The sequence below is a fragment of the Sphingosinicella sp. LHD-64 genome (assembly GCF_031157375.1).
In the GTDB taxonomy this organism is placed as follows: Bacteria; Pseudomonadota; Alphaproteobacteria; order Sphingomonadales; family Sphingomonadaceae; genus Allosphingosinicella.
In genome coordinates, this window is record NZ_JAVIFV010000004.1 from 613,251 (window position 1) to 629,507 (window position 16,257).

Sequence of the window (16,257 nt, forward strand, 5' to 3'; positions counted from 1 at the left end):
CGGCCGCCATCACCATAGAAAGTGGGGGAAGAAATCATGAGAAAGACAATCCTGGCCGGCGTTTCGACGCTGGCACTGCTGGCCGGCGCGCCTGCGCTGGGCCAGAACAACAGCTCCACCGTCGCGCAAAGCGGTACCGGGCAGTCGGCGACGGTCACCCAGACCGGCGCCAATTCGGACTCCGAGATCAGCCAGAGCAACGCCACCAACACGGCGGACGTCACCCAGGCCGGCGGCACGGGCAGCCGGTCCGACGTGTTCCAGAGCGGCGCGGGCAATAGCGCGACCGTCAACCAGGACGACGACACGACCGGATCCACGCCGGTCCAGACATCGTCTATCGACCAGTCGGGCAACGGCAATACCGCGTCCGTCGACCAGAACCTGACGAGCGCGTTCGGCGCCGACCCGGGCACCAAGAACGATTCGACGATCTTCCAGTCCGGCAACGATAATCTTGCGGAGGTCAGCCAGGCGGACGACGATCAATATTCGCTGCTCATCCAGAATTCCGACGACAATGCGGCGAGCGTGTCGCAAGGCGTTGACGGCGCGCCCGAGGGCGACGAGGGCGGCACCACCTACGGCAACGACTCGCTGATCGTCCAGGCGGGCGTCGGCGGGCACAGCGCCACGGTGGAACAGAGCGGCATCAACAACATCAGCGGGGTCGCCCAGGACGGCAGCGACAATATCGCCACCGTCGCGCAGGCGGGCACCGTCGGCTTCTCGAGCATCAACCAGCTGGGCGCCGGCGACACCGCGACGGTCGCGCAGACCGACGGCGAGTTCAACGACTCCTTCGTTGGCCAGGGCGGCGGCTCCGGCAACAGCGCCGATGTCACCCAGGGCGGCGGCGACAACAACGAGTCGGACGTCTTCCAAGGCGGCAGCGACAACAGCGCCTCCGTCCTCCAGAACGGCAGCGACAATGCGTCCCTGGTGGATCAAACCGCCACCGGCGCTGCGGCGACGGTCGTGCAGGCCAGCGACGGCAACACATCGCGCATCACCCAGACGGGGGGTGCTTCGGCCAATGTGACGCAGACCGGCGGGGTCAACACTCTCGGCCCGCGTACCTGGGACGGTAGCGACTTGCCGCCGCCGAACGGCGCCGGGCCGGCCTATGCCAACAACGTCTCGCTGATCGAACAGTCGGCCGACGGCGCGAGCGCGGCCCTGTTGCAGGACGGCACGCTCAACCGGTCGAGCATCGACCAGGCGGCCGACGCCTCTGCGGACGTCAGCCAGAGCGGCGTCTACAACACGTCGGTGATCGACCAGACCGCCACGGCGACGGCGACGGTTGACCAGGGGAGCGGCACGCCCTCGGGCTTCGGCCGCAACGCCTCGCGGATCACCCAGTCGGCGGACGGCGCCTCGGCGAGCGTGAGCCAGATCGGCTCCAACCTCGCCCCGCCGGCCAATGCGCCGACCAACGTGTCGCTGATCGACCAGTCGGCGGACGCCAATGCCGCGGTCGCGCAGATCGGTGACGAGAACCTCTCCGATGTCAGCCAGACCGGCGATTTCGCCGATGCCGACGTCGCGCAGGACGGCACCAACCTGACGTCGGACGTCAACCAGTCGGGCATCGCCGTGTTCGCAACCGTCGACCAGACGGGATCGGGCAACGTCTCGACCGTGACCCAGACCGGCGCGCTCAGCGCCGCGGACGTGATCCAGAGCGGCTCCGGCAACACCTCCACCGTCGCCCAGTCTTCGACGATCCTGAGCGGCGCGGTGGTCGAGCAGAGCGGCAACGGCAACACGTCGTCGGTCACCCAGCGCCCCACCGGCGGGCACCAGGCGAACGTGCTGCAGACCGGCGATACCAACCAGTCGGTCGTCGATCAGGGCGGGCTCGGCAACCAGGCCGGCGAATATGTCGACCAGACGGCGAACGGCGTCATCCAGGCGGGCGATGCCGGCATCTCGCAGATCACCCAGCGCGGCGGCCTGCAGACCGCCTATGTCGATCAGCTTGCCGGCGGCTACGGCAACCAGTCGACGATCGACCAGGGAACCAATGGCGGCTTCCTGGGCATCGGTGCGGGCGTTTCGCAGGATGCGAGCGTGGTGCAGGCGGGCGTCTCGAACGCGTCGTCGGTCACCCAGCGCGGCCTCGATCAGACCGCGTCGGTGAACCAGCTGGGCGCCGACAATGAGTCGGAGATCGAGCAGGGCGGCAATTTCGGCGCCTCGCACTTCGCCTCCGTCACCCAGAGCGGCAATGACGGCACCTCGCGGGTGGTCCAGCTCGGCACCGATCAGGTGGCGCTGGTCAACCAGTCGGGCGCGAACAACGACTCCGACGTCGATCAGGGCGGCAATTCGGGCGAGGCGCACTTCGCCTCGGTCACCCAGACCGGCAGCGGCGGCAGCTCGACGATCCTGCAGCGCGGCAGCGAGCAATCGGCGACGCTGGAGCAGGACGGCGTGGGCAACGCCTCGCTGATCAGCCAGTTCGGCAGCGGCAACACGGCGGTCGTCGGCCAATATTCGGACGGCAACAACTCGACCGTGACCCAGACCGGCAGCGGCAACAGCGCGACGGTGACGCAGGGCTCGCCCGGCATCTGATGAGGGGAGAGGCCGGCGCTCTCGAATGGGCGCCGGCCATTTCCACGGTGCCAAATCCGGACGTCTTGCGTTAACATGGCTGGGAGAAAGGAACGGATATGACCCGCGCCGCGCCCTGGCTTGTTCTCGCGATACTGGCTGCTCCCGCGGCCGCGCAGGAGTCCGCTTCGGGCGTCGAGCAGATCGGTGCCGGGGCTGCGCAGCCGATCGGCACGCCGCAAATCTCCACCGGACGCCGCGGCGTCGACGTCCAGCAGCGCATCGAGCGGGAGACCGCGCCGCCGCCGCAGCTGAGCAGCAGCGACGAGAGCGGCTCGGCCACGCCCCAGCTCACGCGCGAGGCCGAAAGCGCCAGGCCGGCATCGCAGCTCTATCGTGGCGGTCGCACCGCCCAGCCGTCCACGCCCTTGTCGTCGCCAGCCGAAGGCCGCACCTCGGCCGTTGCAAGGGTCGAAGGTCGGGATCGCTGCGATCCGCGCGCGCCGCGCGAATCGGTGTCGCCCGAATGCCGGCGCGTGATCGAGACTCGCGCGGCCGAATTCGCGCAGCCCGATCCGACCCGGCTCTCGCCCGAACAGCGCCTGCTCGGCGAGCAGCGGATGATGCCGGCCAGCTCGGCGCAGGCGGCCGCGCAGCGGCTTGCGACCAATGTCGGCAATCCGAACGCGATCGAGGACCAGAGCATCGCATCGGTGGTGCTGAGTCGCGCCGCGCCGCCGCCGGGCCGGCCGGAAGAGCCGGAGCCAACCGAATCGTCCGCGGCGATCGAGGCGATCGTGAATGCGGTCGTCAATCCGCCGCAGCCGTGACATGGGCGAGTGGAGCCCTCAGGAATGTTGTCGTTCTTTTCCGCGGCCCTTGCGCTGATGACCGCCGGGCCAGGGACAAGCCAGCCGATCCAGCTCGTCGTCGAGCCGCGCGGCGATGGCGTGCAACTGCGGGTCGTGGGCGACTCCGATCATGCGGTGGAAGCGACCTACACGCTCGAAGTCGCGAGCGATGCCGCCGCCGGGGGCAACCGCACCACCCAGCGCGGGCGAGCCAATCTGCAGCCGGGGACGCCCGCGGCGCTGATGACGCTGACACTCGGCAATGCCGCCCGCGGCCGCTGGACCGCCCGGCTCAGGGTCGAACCGGTGGGCGCGGCGGCCTATGAGGAGGTTCGTTCCGGCCCGGACGAATGAATGTGTCGAAGCGGGATTCTTCGAAGAATTGATTTTTCTTGTAAAAATTGCACGCTAAGATGGCCGGTCGGCGGCACCGGCATGCCGCCGACAGGGGGCTCATGTGCTGAGGACGGCTTTCGAGGACGAAGCGACCCCTCCCGGTGCGATCTCACCGGCGGAGCAGGCGCTTACCTGGCTTGGATCGGATGCTTGGCCGCGTTTGCTGGTCGACAATGACCTGCGCCTGCTTTGGTACAACCCGGCGGCGCGCAAGATGCTCGGGGCGAGCGCGTGCCTGGTGCTGAGGGGCGGCTGCATCGCGGTGGCGGATCCCGGTCATCAGGATCTGCTCGAGGCCCTGATCCAGTCGGCCGACGATGACGAGCGTGTCCGGGCATTCCGCTCGGACATTGGCGGCGAACATTTCGCGCTGCAGGCGCAGCGCCTGTCGCATGTGACGGTCGGCCTCCAGGTCCGGCTGCTCGACGTCGACATCAGCCGGCGCAACGACCGCCACCTGCGCGAGATGTTCCGGCTCACCCGGGCCGAGCATCTGGTGCTGCAATCGATGCTCGACGGTCATACCGCCGACGAGATCAGCCGCCAGCGCGGCAGCTCGATCGAGACGGTGCGCACCCAGATCCGCAACATCTATGTGAAGGTCGGCGTCTCCTCGCGCGAGCGCCTGTTCCGGACGGTCCAGCCGCTGCTGTTCAGCTGAGAGCGCTGCCCTGCGCCGCCCGCCAGGCTCCAGCCAGGCCCGCGGCGCGCGCGCGAACCTCCGCCGCGGACCTTCCTGGCCGGTAGAGGGCGGAGCCGAGGCCGAAGCCGGACGCGCCGCCGTCGCGCCACGCCTGCAGTCCGTCCCGATCGATTCCGCCGACCGGAAGGATGCGGGTGGCCGGGGGAAGGACGGCACGCATCGCAGCGAGCGCCGCGGGGGTGGAGGCTTCGGCCGGGAAGAGCTTCAGGGCATGCGCGCCGTGGCGCAGGGCGATGAACGCCTCGGTGACGGTCGCGACGCCCGGGATCGAGACCAGCCCGACGGCGACGGCCGCCTCGATCACGGCCGGGGCGCAGTCCGGCGACACGATCAGCGACCCGCCCGCGCGCTTGACCTCGGCCACTTCGTCCGACGACAGGACGGTGCCGGCACCGACGATCGCGCGGCCGGCGAGGCGCCGCGACAGGCGGGCGATGCTGTCCAGCGGATCGGGCGAGTTGAGCGGGACCTCGATCAAGGTGAAGCCGCTCTCGACCAGCGCATTGCCGATCGGCTCGGCCTCGGCCGGCGTCAGGCCGCGCAGGATCGCGACCAGCGGCAGGCGGTCGAAGGCGTGGTCGAAATCGATGCTCATGCCAGCTCCGCCCGGATCGCGGCCGCGCCGGCGCAGAATGCCTCGCGGCTGGAGACCAGCGCTGCCTCGCGTCCACAGAGCCGGATCGCCTCGGCGTAGAGGGTGCCGAGCTGCCCGTCGTCGAGCACATGGATGGTCGCATCGTCCGTGTCGCGCAGCCGCGCGGAAACGTCGGCGCCGATCAGGAGGCCGCTGGTCAGCGCCCCCGCATCGGCATCGTCCAGCCCGTCCAGGAGCCCCGCCGCGCGGACTGCGAACAGCTCGTGCCCCAGATCGCCCGCGCTCCCGCGCGCGACGCCCTCGGCGAAGGCGGCACCGGGCACGACCGCTCCGTCGAGCTGCGGCGCCAGCAGGCTGTGCGCGCGCAGCAAAGCGTAAATCTCGCCGGTCATCGCTGTGGTGAAGTCGGTGATCTTGCCGTCCTCGATCCGCGCCCATTTCGCGTGCGTGCCCGGCTGGCAGAGCGTCGCCCGCGGCGGCACCTTGCCGCAGAGGGCCGCGCCGAGCAACTGCACCTCCTCGCCGCGCATCACGTCCGGCCGCCCGGCCCGCCGCGCCACGCCCGGCACGATCCGGACGTCGGGCGCCGCCGTCACGGTCCCGGCCGCAAGCTCGGCGATGCCGGCGGGCAGGTCGACATAGGGAAGTTCCTGCCAGCCGATCCGCGAACCCACCATGCCCGCGCAGAGCAGCGGCCAGGCGCCGAGCCTTTGCCGGAGGCCGGCGATCTCGGCGGAATAGGCCCCGGGCGCGACCTGCCTGGCGCCGGGGCCCTCAACCTCGGCCGCGACGATCACGCCGTCGGCGACGAGATAGGCGCGCCGGTTGGTCGTGCCCCAGTCGACGGCAATGAAGGTGTCGGTCATCCTCTGGCCTCGTCAGGCATCGACCGCATCCACCACGTTTCGGAGAATGGCGCACCCAAGAGGATTCGAACCTCTGACCTCTGCCTTCGGAGGGCAGCGCTCTATCCAGCTGAGCTATGGGTGCGTGCCAGCGGAGCTGGGCGCTTAGCAAAGGGGCGGCAAGGGAGCCAGAGTTAAGTTTGCCTCGCCCGCACCTCCGCAGCCGGCGGCGGCGTCTTCGGCTTGAACCGGCAGAGATCGATGACGACGCAGCGCCAGCATTCGGGCCTTCGCGCCTTGCAGACGTAGCGGCCGTGCAGGATGAGGAGGTGGTGCGCGCTGTTGCGCCAGGGGGGCGGCGTCTCCTTCTCCAGCCGCGCCTCGACCGCCCGCTCGTTCTTGCCGGGCGCGAGGCCGGTGCGGTTGGCGACGCGGAAGACGTGCGTGTCGACCGGGAAGGTCTCCGCCCCGAAGGCGACGTTCATGACGACGTTGGCGGTCTTGCGCCCGACGCCGGGCAGGGTCTGGAGCACGTCGCGATCGGCGGGAATCTTGCCGTCATATTGCTCGACCAGGATGCGCGAGAGGGCGATGACGTTCTTCGCCTTCATGTTGAACAGGCCGATCGTGCGGATGTGGCGCTTCAGGCCTTCCTCGCCGAGCGCGAGCATCTGCGCGGGCGTCCTCACCGTCCTGAACAGGTCGCGCGTCGCGATGTTGACCCCCGCGTCGGTCGCCTGCGCCGAGAGGACCACGGCGACCAGCAGCGTATAGTCGTTCACATAGTCGAGCTCGGTCACCGGGTCGGGCGTGCGTTCGGCGAGCCGGCGATAGAATTCGGCGATGTCGGCCTTCTTCACCTCAGCGAATCCAGCGCCGCGCCGAGCCGCTCCAGCCCGCCCTCGACGACCTCGGTCGGCTGGCCGACGCCGATCCGGAAGCGGTCGGGCGAGCCGAAGAAGCGCCCGGGCACGATCGCGGTGTCGTAGCGTTCGCGCAGCAGCCGGTTCAGCGCGTCGACGTCGCCGGCCAGGAGCCGGGGAAAGGCGGTGATGCCGCCGGTCATCGGCACGCAGTCGAGGTCGTCGCGGCCGGCGAAGAAGGCGTTGGCGAGGGCGCGGTTGCGGTCGAGCAGCGCCGGCAGGTCGGCGGCGACCTCGTCCAGCCGGTCGAGCGCGAGCAGCGACAATTGCTCGGCGGCATGGGCCTGGGCGACACCGTAGAGTTCGTTGAGGCGCCAGATCCGCTCCGCCAGGTCCGGTGCGGCGAGGATCCAGCCGCAGCGCAGGCCGCTCAGGCCGTAGCATTTGGTGAGGCTGGAGATGCACACGAAGGCGTCGCCGAGCAACGCGGCGCTGGACTGGGCGGGGATCGCCGCATCGAGGAAGATCTCGTCGATCAGCACCCTGGCGCCGACCCGCTCCGCCATCTCGCCGAGCGCGCGCAGCGTCCCGGTGTCGGTGCGGTTGCCGGTCGGATTGTGGAGGTTGGTGAGGACGATCAGCTTCGTCGCCGGCGTCAGCGCGCGTTCGACGGCGTCGAGGTCGATCCGGAAGTCCGGCTCGGCGCGGGCGAAATGGCGCACCTCGGCCCCACAATGCAGCGCCGCGGCGGTCATCGGCTCGTAGACCGGATGCTCGACCAGCACCGCATCGCCCGGCGCGATCAGCGCCGCCATCGCCAGCATCGTCGCCATCGAGGCCCCGTCGGCCATGACCACCTGATCGGGCGAGACGCCGCACTTGCGCGCGATCGCGGCGCGGAGCGCCGGGTAGCGGTAGCGGCTGGCGCCGTCGAGCTCGAGATCGGCGATGGTGACCGGGAAGCGGTCGAGCCGGCAGGGCGGCACCTCGCTCGACGACAGACCGTAGCGGACCGGGGCCTGGGTCTTCGCCCAGTACATGTAGTCGGACGCCATCGCCCTCACGCGCCGAGCTTCCGCCTTCGCAGCCACCAGAGGCAGACCGGCACGCCGGCGAGCAGGATGAGGAAGCCGATCGCGCTGTTGACCGGATGGTTCCAGATCGTGCCGATCACCGTCACCGCGCAGGCGACGACGAAGAACAGGGTCGTCCAGGGATGGCCGGGCACCTGGAACGAGGCCGGCGCGGGATCGCGCCTGCGGAACACCAGCAGCGCCGCGCCGGTCATCGCGAACCAGATGAAATCGACCGAGACGACATAGCTCAGGATCTGGCCATAGGTGCCGGAGAGCGCGATCACGGTGGCGGCGGCGCCCTGCAGCAGGATGGCGGCGATCGGCGCATGCGTTTTCGGGTGCACCGCGGCAATGCCGCGGAAGAACAGCCGGTCCTCCGCCATCGCGAAATAGACGCGCGGGGTGGTGAGCATGCCCTGGCTCAGGAAGCCGAGCGCCGAGATCGCGATGCCGAGCGCGATCAGGGTGGCGCCGGTCTCTCCCAGCGCGAGCCGCATCACTGCGGTGGCGGGGGTCGGCGATGCCGCGAGCCCCGCCGGCCCCAGCACGACCACGCAGGTCAGCGCGACGAGCGCATAGAGCGTCACCACGCCGATCACGCCGAACAGCAGGCCGCGGGCAAGGTCGCGACGCGGATCGCGCATCTCGCCGGCGACGAAGCTGGAGGTCTGCCAGCCGCCGTAAGCGAACATCACCGGCGTCAGCGCGGCGCCGATCGCGGCCAGCGTGCCGAGCGGCGGGGCCGGCGGGGGCGGGGCGTCGGCGCTCGCCGGAAAGGCCTGGGCGAGGAGGAGGCCGCACAGCACGAGCATGATGATGGCGCCGATCTTGAGCACCATCAGCACGGTCTGCACCGTGCCGCCGGCGCGCACGCCGAGGCAGTTGATCGCGGTCAGCAGCACCAGCGCCGCCACCGCCGGCACGGATTCGTGAACGCCGAGATGGGTGAGGTCGAGGAAGTAGCGCGAGAAGGTGATCGCCACCGCCGCCATGCCGCCCGACTGGATGACGAGAAGCAGCGACCAGCCGTAGAGGAAGGCCGGCACCGGCCCCCAGGCATCGCGCAGATAGGCATATTGGCCGCCGACGCTCGGCCGCCGCGCCGCGAGCTCGGCATAGACGAACGCGCCGGCGATCGCGATCAGCCCGCCGATCAGCCAGACGCCGACGATCAGCAGCGGGGTATGGACATGCCGCGCCACCTCGGCCGGATTCACGAAGATGCCCGAGCCGATGATGCCGCCCATGACGAGCATGGTGACGTCGAACGGCCCGAGCCGCCGGACGAGGGAAGGCTGGCTCTCCGGCGGCTCCGCCATCAAAGGCCCAGCACGTCGATCATGGTGTAGCGTCCGGCCGGCCTGCCGGCGAGCCAGAGCGCGGCCTTGACCGCGCCGCGGGCGAAGATCGCGCGGCTCTCGGCGCGGTGGCCGAGCTCGATCCGTTCGCCCTCGCCGGCGAAGATCACCTGATGGTCGCCGGCGACCGATCCGCCGCGCAGGGATGCGTAATAGATTCCGCCCTCCTCGCGTCCGTGCGGCCCCTCCTGCATGCGGTCGAGGCGGTTGAGCGCCGCGCCGTCCGCCGCGCCGCGGCCCCGGTTGGCCGCCCCGCCGAGCAAGAGGGCGGTGCCGGAGGGCGTGTCGAGCTTGTGGCGATGATGCATCTCGACGATCTCGACGTCCCAGTCGGGGCCGAGCCGCCGCGCCGCCTCCTCGACCAGCGCGCCGAGCAGGTTGACGCCGAGCGAGGTGTTGGCGGTCTGCAGCACCGCCACCCGTCCGGCGGCCGCCGCGACGGCCTCGAAATGCGCCGGCGTGAGCCCGGTCGTCCCGACGACGATCGGGGTGCCCGCCTTGGCCGCGGCATCGAGATGCACCTGGAGCGCGCCGGGAGCGGTGAAATCGACGAGCACGTCGCTCGCCGCCGCCAGAGCGTCGGGCGAGGCACGATCGCCGTGGACCACGCCGCCGCGGTCGATCCCGCCGGCGACGATCGCGCCGGCGCCGGTTGCCGCCTCGGCGATCGCGCGGCCCATCCGGCCCCCGGCGCCCAGAATTCCGATCCGCACCATGGCCCGCTTCATGGGCGACCGGCGCGGCCGGGGCAAGCCCGACGAGGAACAGGCCAACGCCGTCCCGCGTTGGGCGCCCAATCCGTGAATCACAAGGAGGCTGACATGGCCGAACGTGAGAAAGAGGTGATCGTGACCAACGGGGGCGGTGGCGGCAGCGGCGTGCTGATCGCCGTGGTCCTGCTGCTGGCGATCATCGTCGCCCTGTTCTTCGTCTTCGGAGGCAATCTGATGAACGGCGGCGATGGCACCGACATCAAGGCCGACGTGAAGATCGACACGCCCGCCAAGAACAACTGACGTTTCGTTATAGCCCCGGCGCCGGTCGCGCCGGGGCCTGCTACCGGCTTCCGGCCCGCAAGTGCCTCAGCCAGCGCTCCCGTGCCCAGTCATGGACCAGCCGGTCCGCGTCGGCCCGCTCAACCTCATCCAGCTCGTCATGGCGCTTCCATCGGCCGCTCCGGTCGGTCCAGAAACGGTTCCGGAACAGATCGAAGGTCGTGCGGGCGCCGGCCGGATCGACCAGGCCGATCGCGATCGGCCGGTCGAGCGTGCCGAGATACTGGAAGACCTTCCCGTCCGGCGCGCCCGCGAGATCGGCGCCGGCGGCGCGCAGGATGATCCCGCGCATGTCGGCGAGGCCGATCGGCCGGTCGAGCGGCACGCCCGGATCGCTCAGGATGAACGGAATCCGCGTCTGCTGATCGTTCAGCATGTGGCCGTGGCCGAGGAAGCCGTCGTCGAACAGCGACTCGCCATGGTCGGCGGTGACAATGATCAGCGTCTCGTCGAGCACGCCGAGCCGCCGCAGCCGCCCGATCAGCGCGCCGATCAGCCGGTCGTTGTAGGCGATGGCGTTGAGATAGGTGCGCTCGACCCGGTCGCGGGTGGCGAGCGCGATCTCGCCGCGCGGGATCGGGTCGCCGGCGAGGATGCGGTCCATGCCGGGCCCGTAATAGGGGAAATGCGCGGATTGCAGGTTGAGATAGAGGAAGCGGGGCCGTGCCCAGGCCACGCGGCTGCCCAGCGCCCGGTCGAACTCGCGCAGCAGGATCTTGCCGTCGATGTTGATCGATCCCTGCGCCGCGAAGGTCGAGGCGCGCTCGTCCTTGAGCATCGTGCCGTCGATGAACAGCGCGCCGCGGCGCATGCCGGTGAGCGCAGCAGTGTTGCCGAAATCCTCGGCCTGGCCGGAAATGACCCCGACCTCGTAGCCATTGGCGAGGAAATCGCGGACCAGCGACTGGCGGTCGTCGACCGGCGCCAACTCGCCCGAGAACAGGCTCTGCAGCGAGGCGGTGGTGAAGCCGACATGGGAATAGGCGGCGCGTGCCGCGCTGCCCCCGGCCACCAGCGCATCGAGGACCGGGGTCAGCGGCCGCCCGTCCACCTGCCGCCCGATCGCGTCGGCGCGGGTGCTTTCGAGCACGATCAGGATCACATTGCGCTTGCGTCCGGCGATCACCGGCGCCGGCGCCTCGGCAAGCTCGCCGGTGAAGGTAAAATCGCCACCGATCCCGTCCTCGTTCACGCCATTGTTCGGGATGTCGAGCGCATAAGGGTGGCGCGTCCCGTCGAACGGCTGGCCGTCGATCGGGTAGGAGTAGAAGCTCCAGCCGTCCCGGTCGAAGTCCGTCGCCTCGTGAAGCAGCGTGCCGATCGCGAGCGGCGCATTGAAGCGCGCCAGCGCGGCGCGGGCCTCGTCGATCCGGTTGACCCCGAAGAGGAGCGCGGCGGCGGCGAAGAAGCCGGTCAGGAGCCGGCCGGCGCCGATCCGGTAGCGGTCCGGGAGTGGCACCGAACCTTGCCAGGCACGACGCAGGAGGAAACGTGCGAGGACATAGAGCGCGGCCGCGCCGAGGCCGGCGATGACGACGAGGCCGGCCTCGCTCAGGCTGTAGAGCAAAGCGTCGGCGAGGCTCCCGCCGCCCAGGTTGCGGACGATCTGGAGGCTCATCGCGTCGCTGAAATAGGAGAGGGCCTGATATTTCGCGATGGTCAGCCCGATCGCGCCGCCGCCGACGAAGAAGGCATAGTTGAAGTGGAAGAGCGGGGTGTCGGCCTTGCGCCCGTGCAGGCGCCGGACGAGGCGGTAGAGCGCCGCGAAGACGAGCGCCTGGCAGGCGAGCAGGGCGATGAGGAAGGCGGCGATCGCGGGCGGCGTGTCGAGCGCCTGCGACTGGCCGAAGCCGCCCCCGAAGATCCCGTATTTGCGCTCGGCCAGCGCCAGCTCGACGAACAGCGTCGCCAGGATGGCGGCGGGCAGGGTGAGGCGGGAGGCCGTGGCCCATGACAGGCGCGGCCCGGCCTTGGCAGCAAAAGAGGCGGTCTCGGCGCGCATCCCGCCCCGATAGCGGCGAGGGCTTAAGACTCGGTTGTCAGCCCTTCGGCACGCGCCAGGCAAGGAGCAGCCAGCCGGCGATCATCGCGACGCCGCCGAGCGGCGTCACCATGCCGAGCCAGCGCATGTTGGCGAGCGCCATCACATAGAGCGAGCCCGAGAAGAGCAGCACGCCGAGGCCGAGCAGGATCGCGACACCGCGCGTTCCCGGCAGCGCGGCGGCGCCGATCGCGACGAGGCCGATCGCATGCCAGAGCTGGTACTGGACCGCCGTATGCCACCAGCCGAGCCGTTCCGCGTCGAGCACGGCCTTCAGTCCGTGCGCCCCGAACGCCCCCAGCGCGACGCCGGACGCGGCGAGAAGGGCGCCGAGGAGCAATGCGAGCCGGGCCTCTGCGATCATGTGAGCCCGATAGCGCCGAAAACGCGCCGGATGAAGACCTGGATAACCGTCTCTTAACCGAAAGCTGGAAAGGAGGTCGGCGATGGGGGCGATTCACATCTCTGAGCAGGCCTGGCAAGGCAGCCGCTACGGCGCGGTCCACGGCGCGTTGCAGCGCCTGCTCGACTCGGACGCCCGCCTCCTGCCGCCGGGGACCGAGGGCGTGATCGGCCGCGCCCAGTATCACTTCGCCCGGATCGGCAACCAGGCCGCCGCGGCGCGCCTCGAATCGATCTCGATTGCCCTGTTCCGCCTGCGCTGGGCGCACTGGACGCGGCGCGAGGCCGACCTGCGCGACGTCGGGCAGGAGCTCGGCGCGCTCGCCGAGCAATGGTTCCTCGCGGCGCCGATGCTGCCCGGCGAATCGCCCGACCACGCGGCCTGAAATAGCCGCCGCCCGATTTCGGCTCTAAGGGAGCCGGATGACCGACATCCGCAACATCGTCGTCCTGACCGGCGCCGGCATCTCCGCCGAATCGGGTCTCGCCACATTCCGCGGGCCGGACGGCCTGTGGGAAGGGCATCGGGTCGAGGACGTCGCGACCCCGGAGGCGTTCGCGCGCGATCCCGTGCTCGTCCACCGCTTCTACGATGCGCGGCGCGCCAACCTGAAGACGGTCGCGCCCAACCAGGCGCACGCGGCGCTGGCCCGGCTCGACGCGGCCTGGCCGGGCGACCTCCTCATCGTCACCCAGAATGTCGACGATCTGCACGAGCGCGCCGGCGCGACGCGGGTGCTGCACATGCATGGCGAGCTCAGGTCCGCCTGGTGCCGCGGCTGCGACGCCCGGTCGCGCTGGGAAGCGGATCTCGGCCACCATCCGCTTTGTCCGCGCTGCGGCACGGGCGGCGGGCTCCGGCCCGACATCGTCTGGTTCGGCGAGATGCCCTACGAGATGGACCGGATCGACCGGGCACTGATGGACGCCGACCTGTTCGTCTCGATCGGCACCTCGGGCAACGTCTATCCCGCCGCCGGCTTCGTCCAGACCGCCCGCTATGTCGGCGCCCGGACGCTCGAGATGAACCTCGAGCCGAGCCTCGGCAGCACGCATTTCCACGAGAGCCGCATCGGCAACGCCGGCGCGCTGGTGCCGGCCTGGGTCGACGAGATCCTCGCGCCTACCCCATGATCCGGTAGACGAGATCGGGCCGGACCACCTCGCGATTGCCGATCAGGCCGCTTTCCGCCCCCGCCAGCGTCGCGGTGAGGTCGGTGGAGACCGGTGGGCAGGTGAGAAAGTAGCTGTGATAGGCGATGTCGCTGTCGCCCTTCGCCGGCACCACGCGGCGGCAGTCGACGACGACGATCTTCCTGGGCAGCAGATCGAGCATGCGCGGGCCGTCCGAACCCAACCGGTCGGGATTGGCCTTGGTCTTGTCGGAGACGAGCAGCGCCCGGTCGCGGCTGTTGTGATAGAGGGTGATGCGCCGTGCGATCTGCGGAAGGAGCCGCAGTTTTCCGTCCGTCTCGAAGGCGTCGTCATCCTCGTCGGGCGCGGCCAGCACGATCTCGTCGAACAGCCGCACCAGCCGGCGCGGTTCCTTGGAGAGCAAGGCCTGCAGGCCCTGGCGCAGCACGTAATTGCCCATCGAATGGGCGAGCAGGTGCAGGTTGCGGTTGCAATAGTCGTCCGGCTTCAGGCCGCAGACGAAGTCGTGCAGCTTCAGATAGGCGCGGGCGATTGCCGCGCCCGAGGAACGGGCGTCCTCGCGGTCGCTGTAGTAGGACATCCAGGGGATCGCCTTGCCGTCCGCCGGCCAGCTGAACACGACGACGTTGAGCCGCCGCTTTTCGATCGTCACCTGATGGCCGAGCCGCGCGCCGGCATGCAGCGCCTCGACGAAGGTGACGTTGAAGCCGTGGATGAAGACGAGCGTGTCCGAACGCTCGTCGCCCATCGCGGCGCGCAGATCGTCGAGGAAGCCGGCACTGCCCTGCCGGGCGAAGCCTTCCGCGGGCGCATCGGCCTTCGCCTCGGGATAGACGAAGACCGACTGGAACGCGGGCTTGCCGCCGCCGACGCCGTAATCGGCATAGCCGAAACGCAGCGCCGCCACCCCGTCCGGATTGAACTGCGCCCCGAACACCGCCTCCTTGTTGTCGGGCAGGTGGTTGCGGTTGGTGACGAAGAAGACGCGAATGTCCGGCATGGCCCCTCCCGTTCAAGGCGTGACCCGGAACGCGCCGGTTTTCAACCTGTGCTCTTCCCGGTACCGGCGGCGCTGCCGGCGCTACAGGCTGCGGATCAGCTTCACAGCCACCGCGGCCCAGGGCGGGTCGGTGACCACCGTCTGCCGCCCGCCCGCGCCCAGCGGCAGGATGTGGAGCTTGCCCCCGGGCTGCCCCGGGACAGGCTCCTCGCGCCCGATCAGGCGGCCGAACAGGAAGCGGCCGGCGGGGCGGGGGACGAGGATGTCGCGGTTGAGCGCGCCGGCGAACTGCTCGGGTGCCAGCCGGTTGAGCCAGATCTCGTCGCCGCTGCGATAGTCGCCGACGCCCGAGCCTACGGTGACCGCCACCAGCCCGGGCGCGGTCTGCGGCGGCACCACCACGCCGGTCCGGCGCGGGGCATGGGCGCCGTCATGGTCGAGCGTCGCGGCGATCGGCACGTCGGCGCGGTCCGGCAATTGCACCAGGTCCCCCGCCTCGACGCCGAGCGCCCGCGCGATCCGGTTGAGCCAGCCGACCGAGACGGTGCGGGTGCCGGTCTCGAGCCGGCCGATCGTCTGCGGCGTCGTCGGCGGATCGCAGCGGTCGGCGACGTCCTGCAGGGTCATCCTCCTGGCGCGGCGGACTTCGCGGATGCGGGTGATCATGGGCCGTCCTCTTTACTTTGCGTGACTTGCGCCGAACCGGACCAGTTCATATGCGAACCGATACGGTTATTTCTCTTTCCTACAGGTGCGCCGGAATGGCAAGTAGATTCTGCAAGCGAGTCGGGGGAGAGACATGCGGAACAGATTGCTGGCGGAGCGGCCGCTGCCGCAGGACGGGGCGGAGCGCAAGCGGGGCACCGGCACCGGCCGGCACCCGGCGCGGTCGGTCACCGTCAACCTGGCGGAATCGCCGCTCGGCTGGCTGAAGGCACGCGGCCTGGTGAGCGATCGGCAGTTCGATGCCGGCGAGCAGTTGCGGGCGGACTGGGAGCGCGCCCAGCTCGCGCCGTCGGTGACGATGCGCTGGGACGCCGCTTCGCCGGGCCGCAATCGCGCCGCGCCCTTCGCGCCCACCAATCCGACGGAAGCCCAGCTCGCGGCGAAGCGCCGGTTCGAGCAGGCGATCGACACGGCCGGGCCGGGCCTTCGCGACATCCTCTGGCGGATCGTCTGCGCCGGCGAGGGAATGCGCGATGCGGAGCGGGCCCTGGGCTGGCCGGCCCGCGCCGGGCGGCTGGTGCTCGGGTTCGCGCTCGACCGGCTGGCCGATCACTACCGGATGAGATGAGCGCTTCAAATCCGTCTTGCCGCCGAAACGATCCCGGTCGAAAAGGGCGGCGGGGAGGGAG

The 16,257-nt window shown here is 70.2% G+C and carries 18 protein-coding genes and 1 tRNA gene; 8 read left to right on the forward strand and 11 right to left on the reverse strand.

Annotation, left to right across the window (positions count from 1 at the left end):
* The first annotated feature begins 36 nt into the window (after nucleotides 1–36).
* From RCO27_RS16355 to RCO27_RS16370, 4 genes are all read left to right on the forward strand, one after another.
* Nucleotides 37–2,583 carry a hypothetical protein gene (locus tag RCO27_RS16355; protein ID WP_309003766.1) on the forward strand — a complete coding sequence of 849 codons (2,547 nt, stop codon included), beginning with the start codon at nucleotides 37–39 and terminating at the stop codon, nucleotides 2,581–2,583.
* 98 nt (nucleotides 2,584–2,681) lie between these two features.
* The gene (locus tag RCO27_RS16360) at nucleotides 2,682–3,392 is read left to right on the forward strand and encodes a hypothetical protein (RefSeq protein ID WP_309003767.1); all 711 of its coding nucleotides are present in this window, start codon (nucleotides 2,682–2,684) and stop codon (nucleotides 3,390–3,392) included.
* 24 nt (nucleotides 3,393–3,416) lie between these two features.
* Nucleotides 3,417–3,767: a curli-like amyloid fiber formation chaperone CsgH gene (csgH, locus tag RCO27_RS16365; protein ID WP_309003768.1), complete on the forward strand. Its 351-nt coding sequence runs from the start codon at nucleotides 3,417–3,419 to the stop codon at nucleotides 3,765–3,767.
* Nucleotides 3,768–3,870: 103 nt separating this feature from the next.
* Nucleotides 3,871–4,470: a helix-turn-helix transcriptional regulator gene (locus RCO27_RS16370; RefSeq protein ID WP_309003769.1), complete on the forward strand. Its 600-nt coding sequence runs from the start codon at nucleotides 3,871–3,873 to the stop codon at nucleotides 4,468–4,470.
* On the opposite strand, the gene RCO27_RS16375 is transcribed toward RCO27_RS16370, so the two are convergent.
* From RCO27_RS16375 to dapB, 7 genes are all read right to left on the reverse strand, one after another.
* A complete protein-coding gene (locus RCO27_RS16375) occupies nucleotides 4,463–5,107 on the reverse strand; it encodes a 2-dehydro-3-deoxy-6-phosphogalactonate aldolase (protein WP_309003770.1) in 645 nt (214 codons plus the stop codon). The two genes, RCO27_RS16370 and RCO27_RS16375, sit on opposite strands and share 8 nt — an antisense overlap.
* On the reverse strand, nucleotides 5,104–5,973 hold the full coding sequence (locus tag RCO27_RS16380; protein ID WP_309003771.1) for a 2-dehydro-3-deoxygalactonokinase: 870 nt from the start codon (nucleotides 5,971–5,973) through the stop codon (nucleotides 5,104–5,106). Before RCO27_RS16380 ends, RCO27_RS16375 begins: the two co-directional genes overlap by 4 nt.
* Before the next feature lie 47 nt (nucleotides 5,974–6,020).
* Nucleotides 6,021–6,097 (reverse strand) — tRNA-Arg (locus tag RCO27_RS16385).
* 49 nt (nucleotides 6,098–6,146) lie between these two features.
* Nucleotides 6,147–6,812, reverse strand: a complete 666-nt coding sequence (gene nth / locus RCO27_RS16390) for an endonuclease III (RefSeq protein ID WP_309003772.1) — start codon at nucleotides 6,810–6,812, stop codon at nucleotides 6,147–6,149.
* The gene (locus RCO27_RS16395; protein ID WP_309003773.1) at nucleotides 6,809–7,870 is read right to left on the reverse strand and encodes a pyridoxal phosphate-dependent aminotransferase; all 1,062 of its coding nucleotides are present in this window, start codon (nucleotides 7,868–7,870) and stop codon (nucleotides 6,809–6,811) included. The genes nth and RCO27_RS16395 overlap by 4 nt, the downstream gene beginning before the upstream one ends.
* A 5-nt stretch (nucleotides 7,871–7,875) precedes the next feature.
* Nucleotides 7,876–9,210: an amino acid permease gene (locus RCO27_RS16400; RefSeq protein WP_309003774.1), complete on the reverse strand. Its 1,335-nt coding sequence runs from the start codon at nucleotides 9,208–9,210 to the stop codon at nucleotides 7,876–7,878.
* Nucleotides 9,210–9,965, reverse strand: a complete 756-nt coding sequence (dapB, locus tag RCO27_RS16405) for a 4-hydroxy-tetrahydrodipicolinate reductase (protein ID WP_309003775.1) — start codon at nucleotides 9,963–9,965, stop codon at nucleotides 9,210–9,212. Before dapB ends, RCO27_RS16400 begins: the two co-directional genes overlap by 1 nt.
* Nucleotides 9,966–10,070: 105 nt before the next feature.
* Here dapB and RCO27_RS16410 point away from each other — a divergent pair, with 105 nt between their 5' ends.
* The gene (locus RCO27_RS16410; protein ID WP_309003776.1) at nucleotides 10,071–10,265 is read left to right on the forward strand and encodes a hypothetical protein; all 195 of its coding nucleotides are present in this window, start codon (nucleotides 10,071–10,073) and stop codon (nucleotides 10,263–10,265) included.
* A 40-nt stretch (nucleotides 10,266–10,305) separates the two neighbouring features.
* Here RCO27_RS16410 and RCO27_RS16415 read toward each other — a convergent pair whose 3' ends face one another.
* Nucleotides 10,306–12,306, reverse strand: a complete 2,001-nt coding sequence (locus tag RCO27_RS16415) for a sulfatase-like hydrolase/transferase (protein WP_309003777.1) — start codon at nucleotides 12,304–12,306, stop codon at nucleotides 10,306–10,308.
* Between the two features lie 37 nt (nucleotides 12,307–12,343).
* Entirely contained in the window at nucleotides 12,344–12,709 is a 366-nt protein-coding gene (locus RCO27_RS16420) for a DUF423 domain-containing protein (RefSeq protein ID WP_309003778.1), read from the reverse strand.
* A gap of 82 nt (nucleotides 12,710–12,791) precedes the next feature.
* Between RCO27_RS16420 and RCO27_RS16425 the strand changes: the two genes are divergently transcribed.
* Together RCO27_RS16425 and RCO27_RS16430 are read left to right on the forward strand one after the other, a co-directional pair.
* Entirely contained in the window at nucleotides 12,792–13,133 is a 342-nt protein-coding gene (locus tag RCO27_RS16425; RefSeq protein WP_309003779.1) for a hypothetical protein, read from the forward strand.
* 37 nt (nucleotides 13,134–13,170) lie between these two features.
* The gene (locus RCO27_RS16430) at nucleotides 13,171–13,881 is read left to right on the forward strand and encodes an NAD-dependent deacylase (RefSeq protein WP_309003780.1); all 711 of its coding nucleotides are present in this window, start codon (nucleotides 13,171–13,173) and stop codon (nucleotides 13,879–13,881) included.
* On the opposite strand, the gene RCO27_RS16435 is transcribed toward RCO27_RS16430, so the two are convergent.
* Together RCO27_RS16435 and RCO27_RS16440 are read right to left on the reverse strand one after the other, a co-directional pair.
* Nucleotides 13,871–14,902 (reverse strand): alpha/beta fold hydrolase, encoded by a 1,032-nt coding sequence (locus tag RCO27_RS16435; protein WP_309003781.1) that lies wholly within the window; start codon nucleotides 14,900–14,902, stop codon nucleotides 13,871–13,873. The two genes, RCO27_RS16430 and RCO27_RS16435, sit on opposite strands and share 11 nt — an antisense overlap.
* A gap of 81 nt (nucleotides 14,903–14,983) precedes the next feature.
* Complete coding sequence (locus RCO27_RS16440) at nucleotides 14,984–15,568, reverse strand: helix-turn-helix transcriptional regulator (RefSeq protein WP_309003782.1); 585 nt, start codon at nucleotides 15,566–15,568, stop codon at nucleotides 14,984–14,986.
* 133 nt (nucleotides 15,569–15,701) lie between these two features.
* Here RCO27_RS16440 and RCO27_RS16445 point away from each other — a divergent pair, with 133 nt between their 5' ends.
* Nucleotides 15,702–16,196, forward strand: coding sequence for a DUF6456 domain-containing protein (locus RCO27_RS16445; RefSeq protein WP_309003783.1), 495 nt, complete (start codon nucleotides 15,702–15,704; stop codon nucleotides 16,194–16,196).
* Nucleotides 16,197–16,257: the final 61 nt, after the last annotated feature.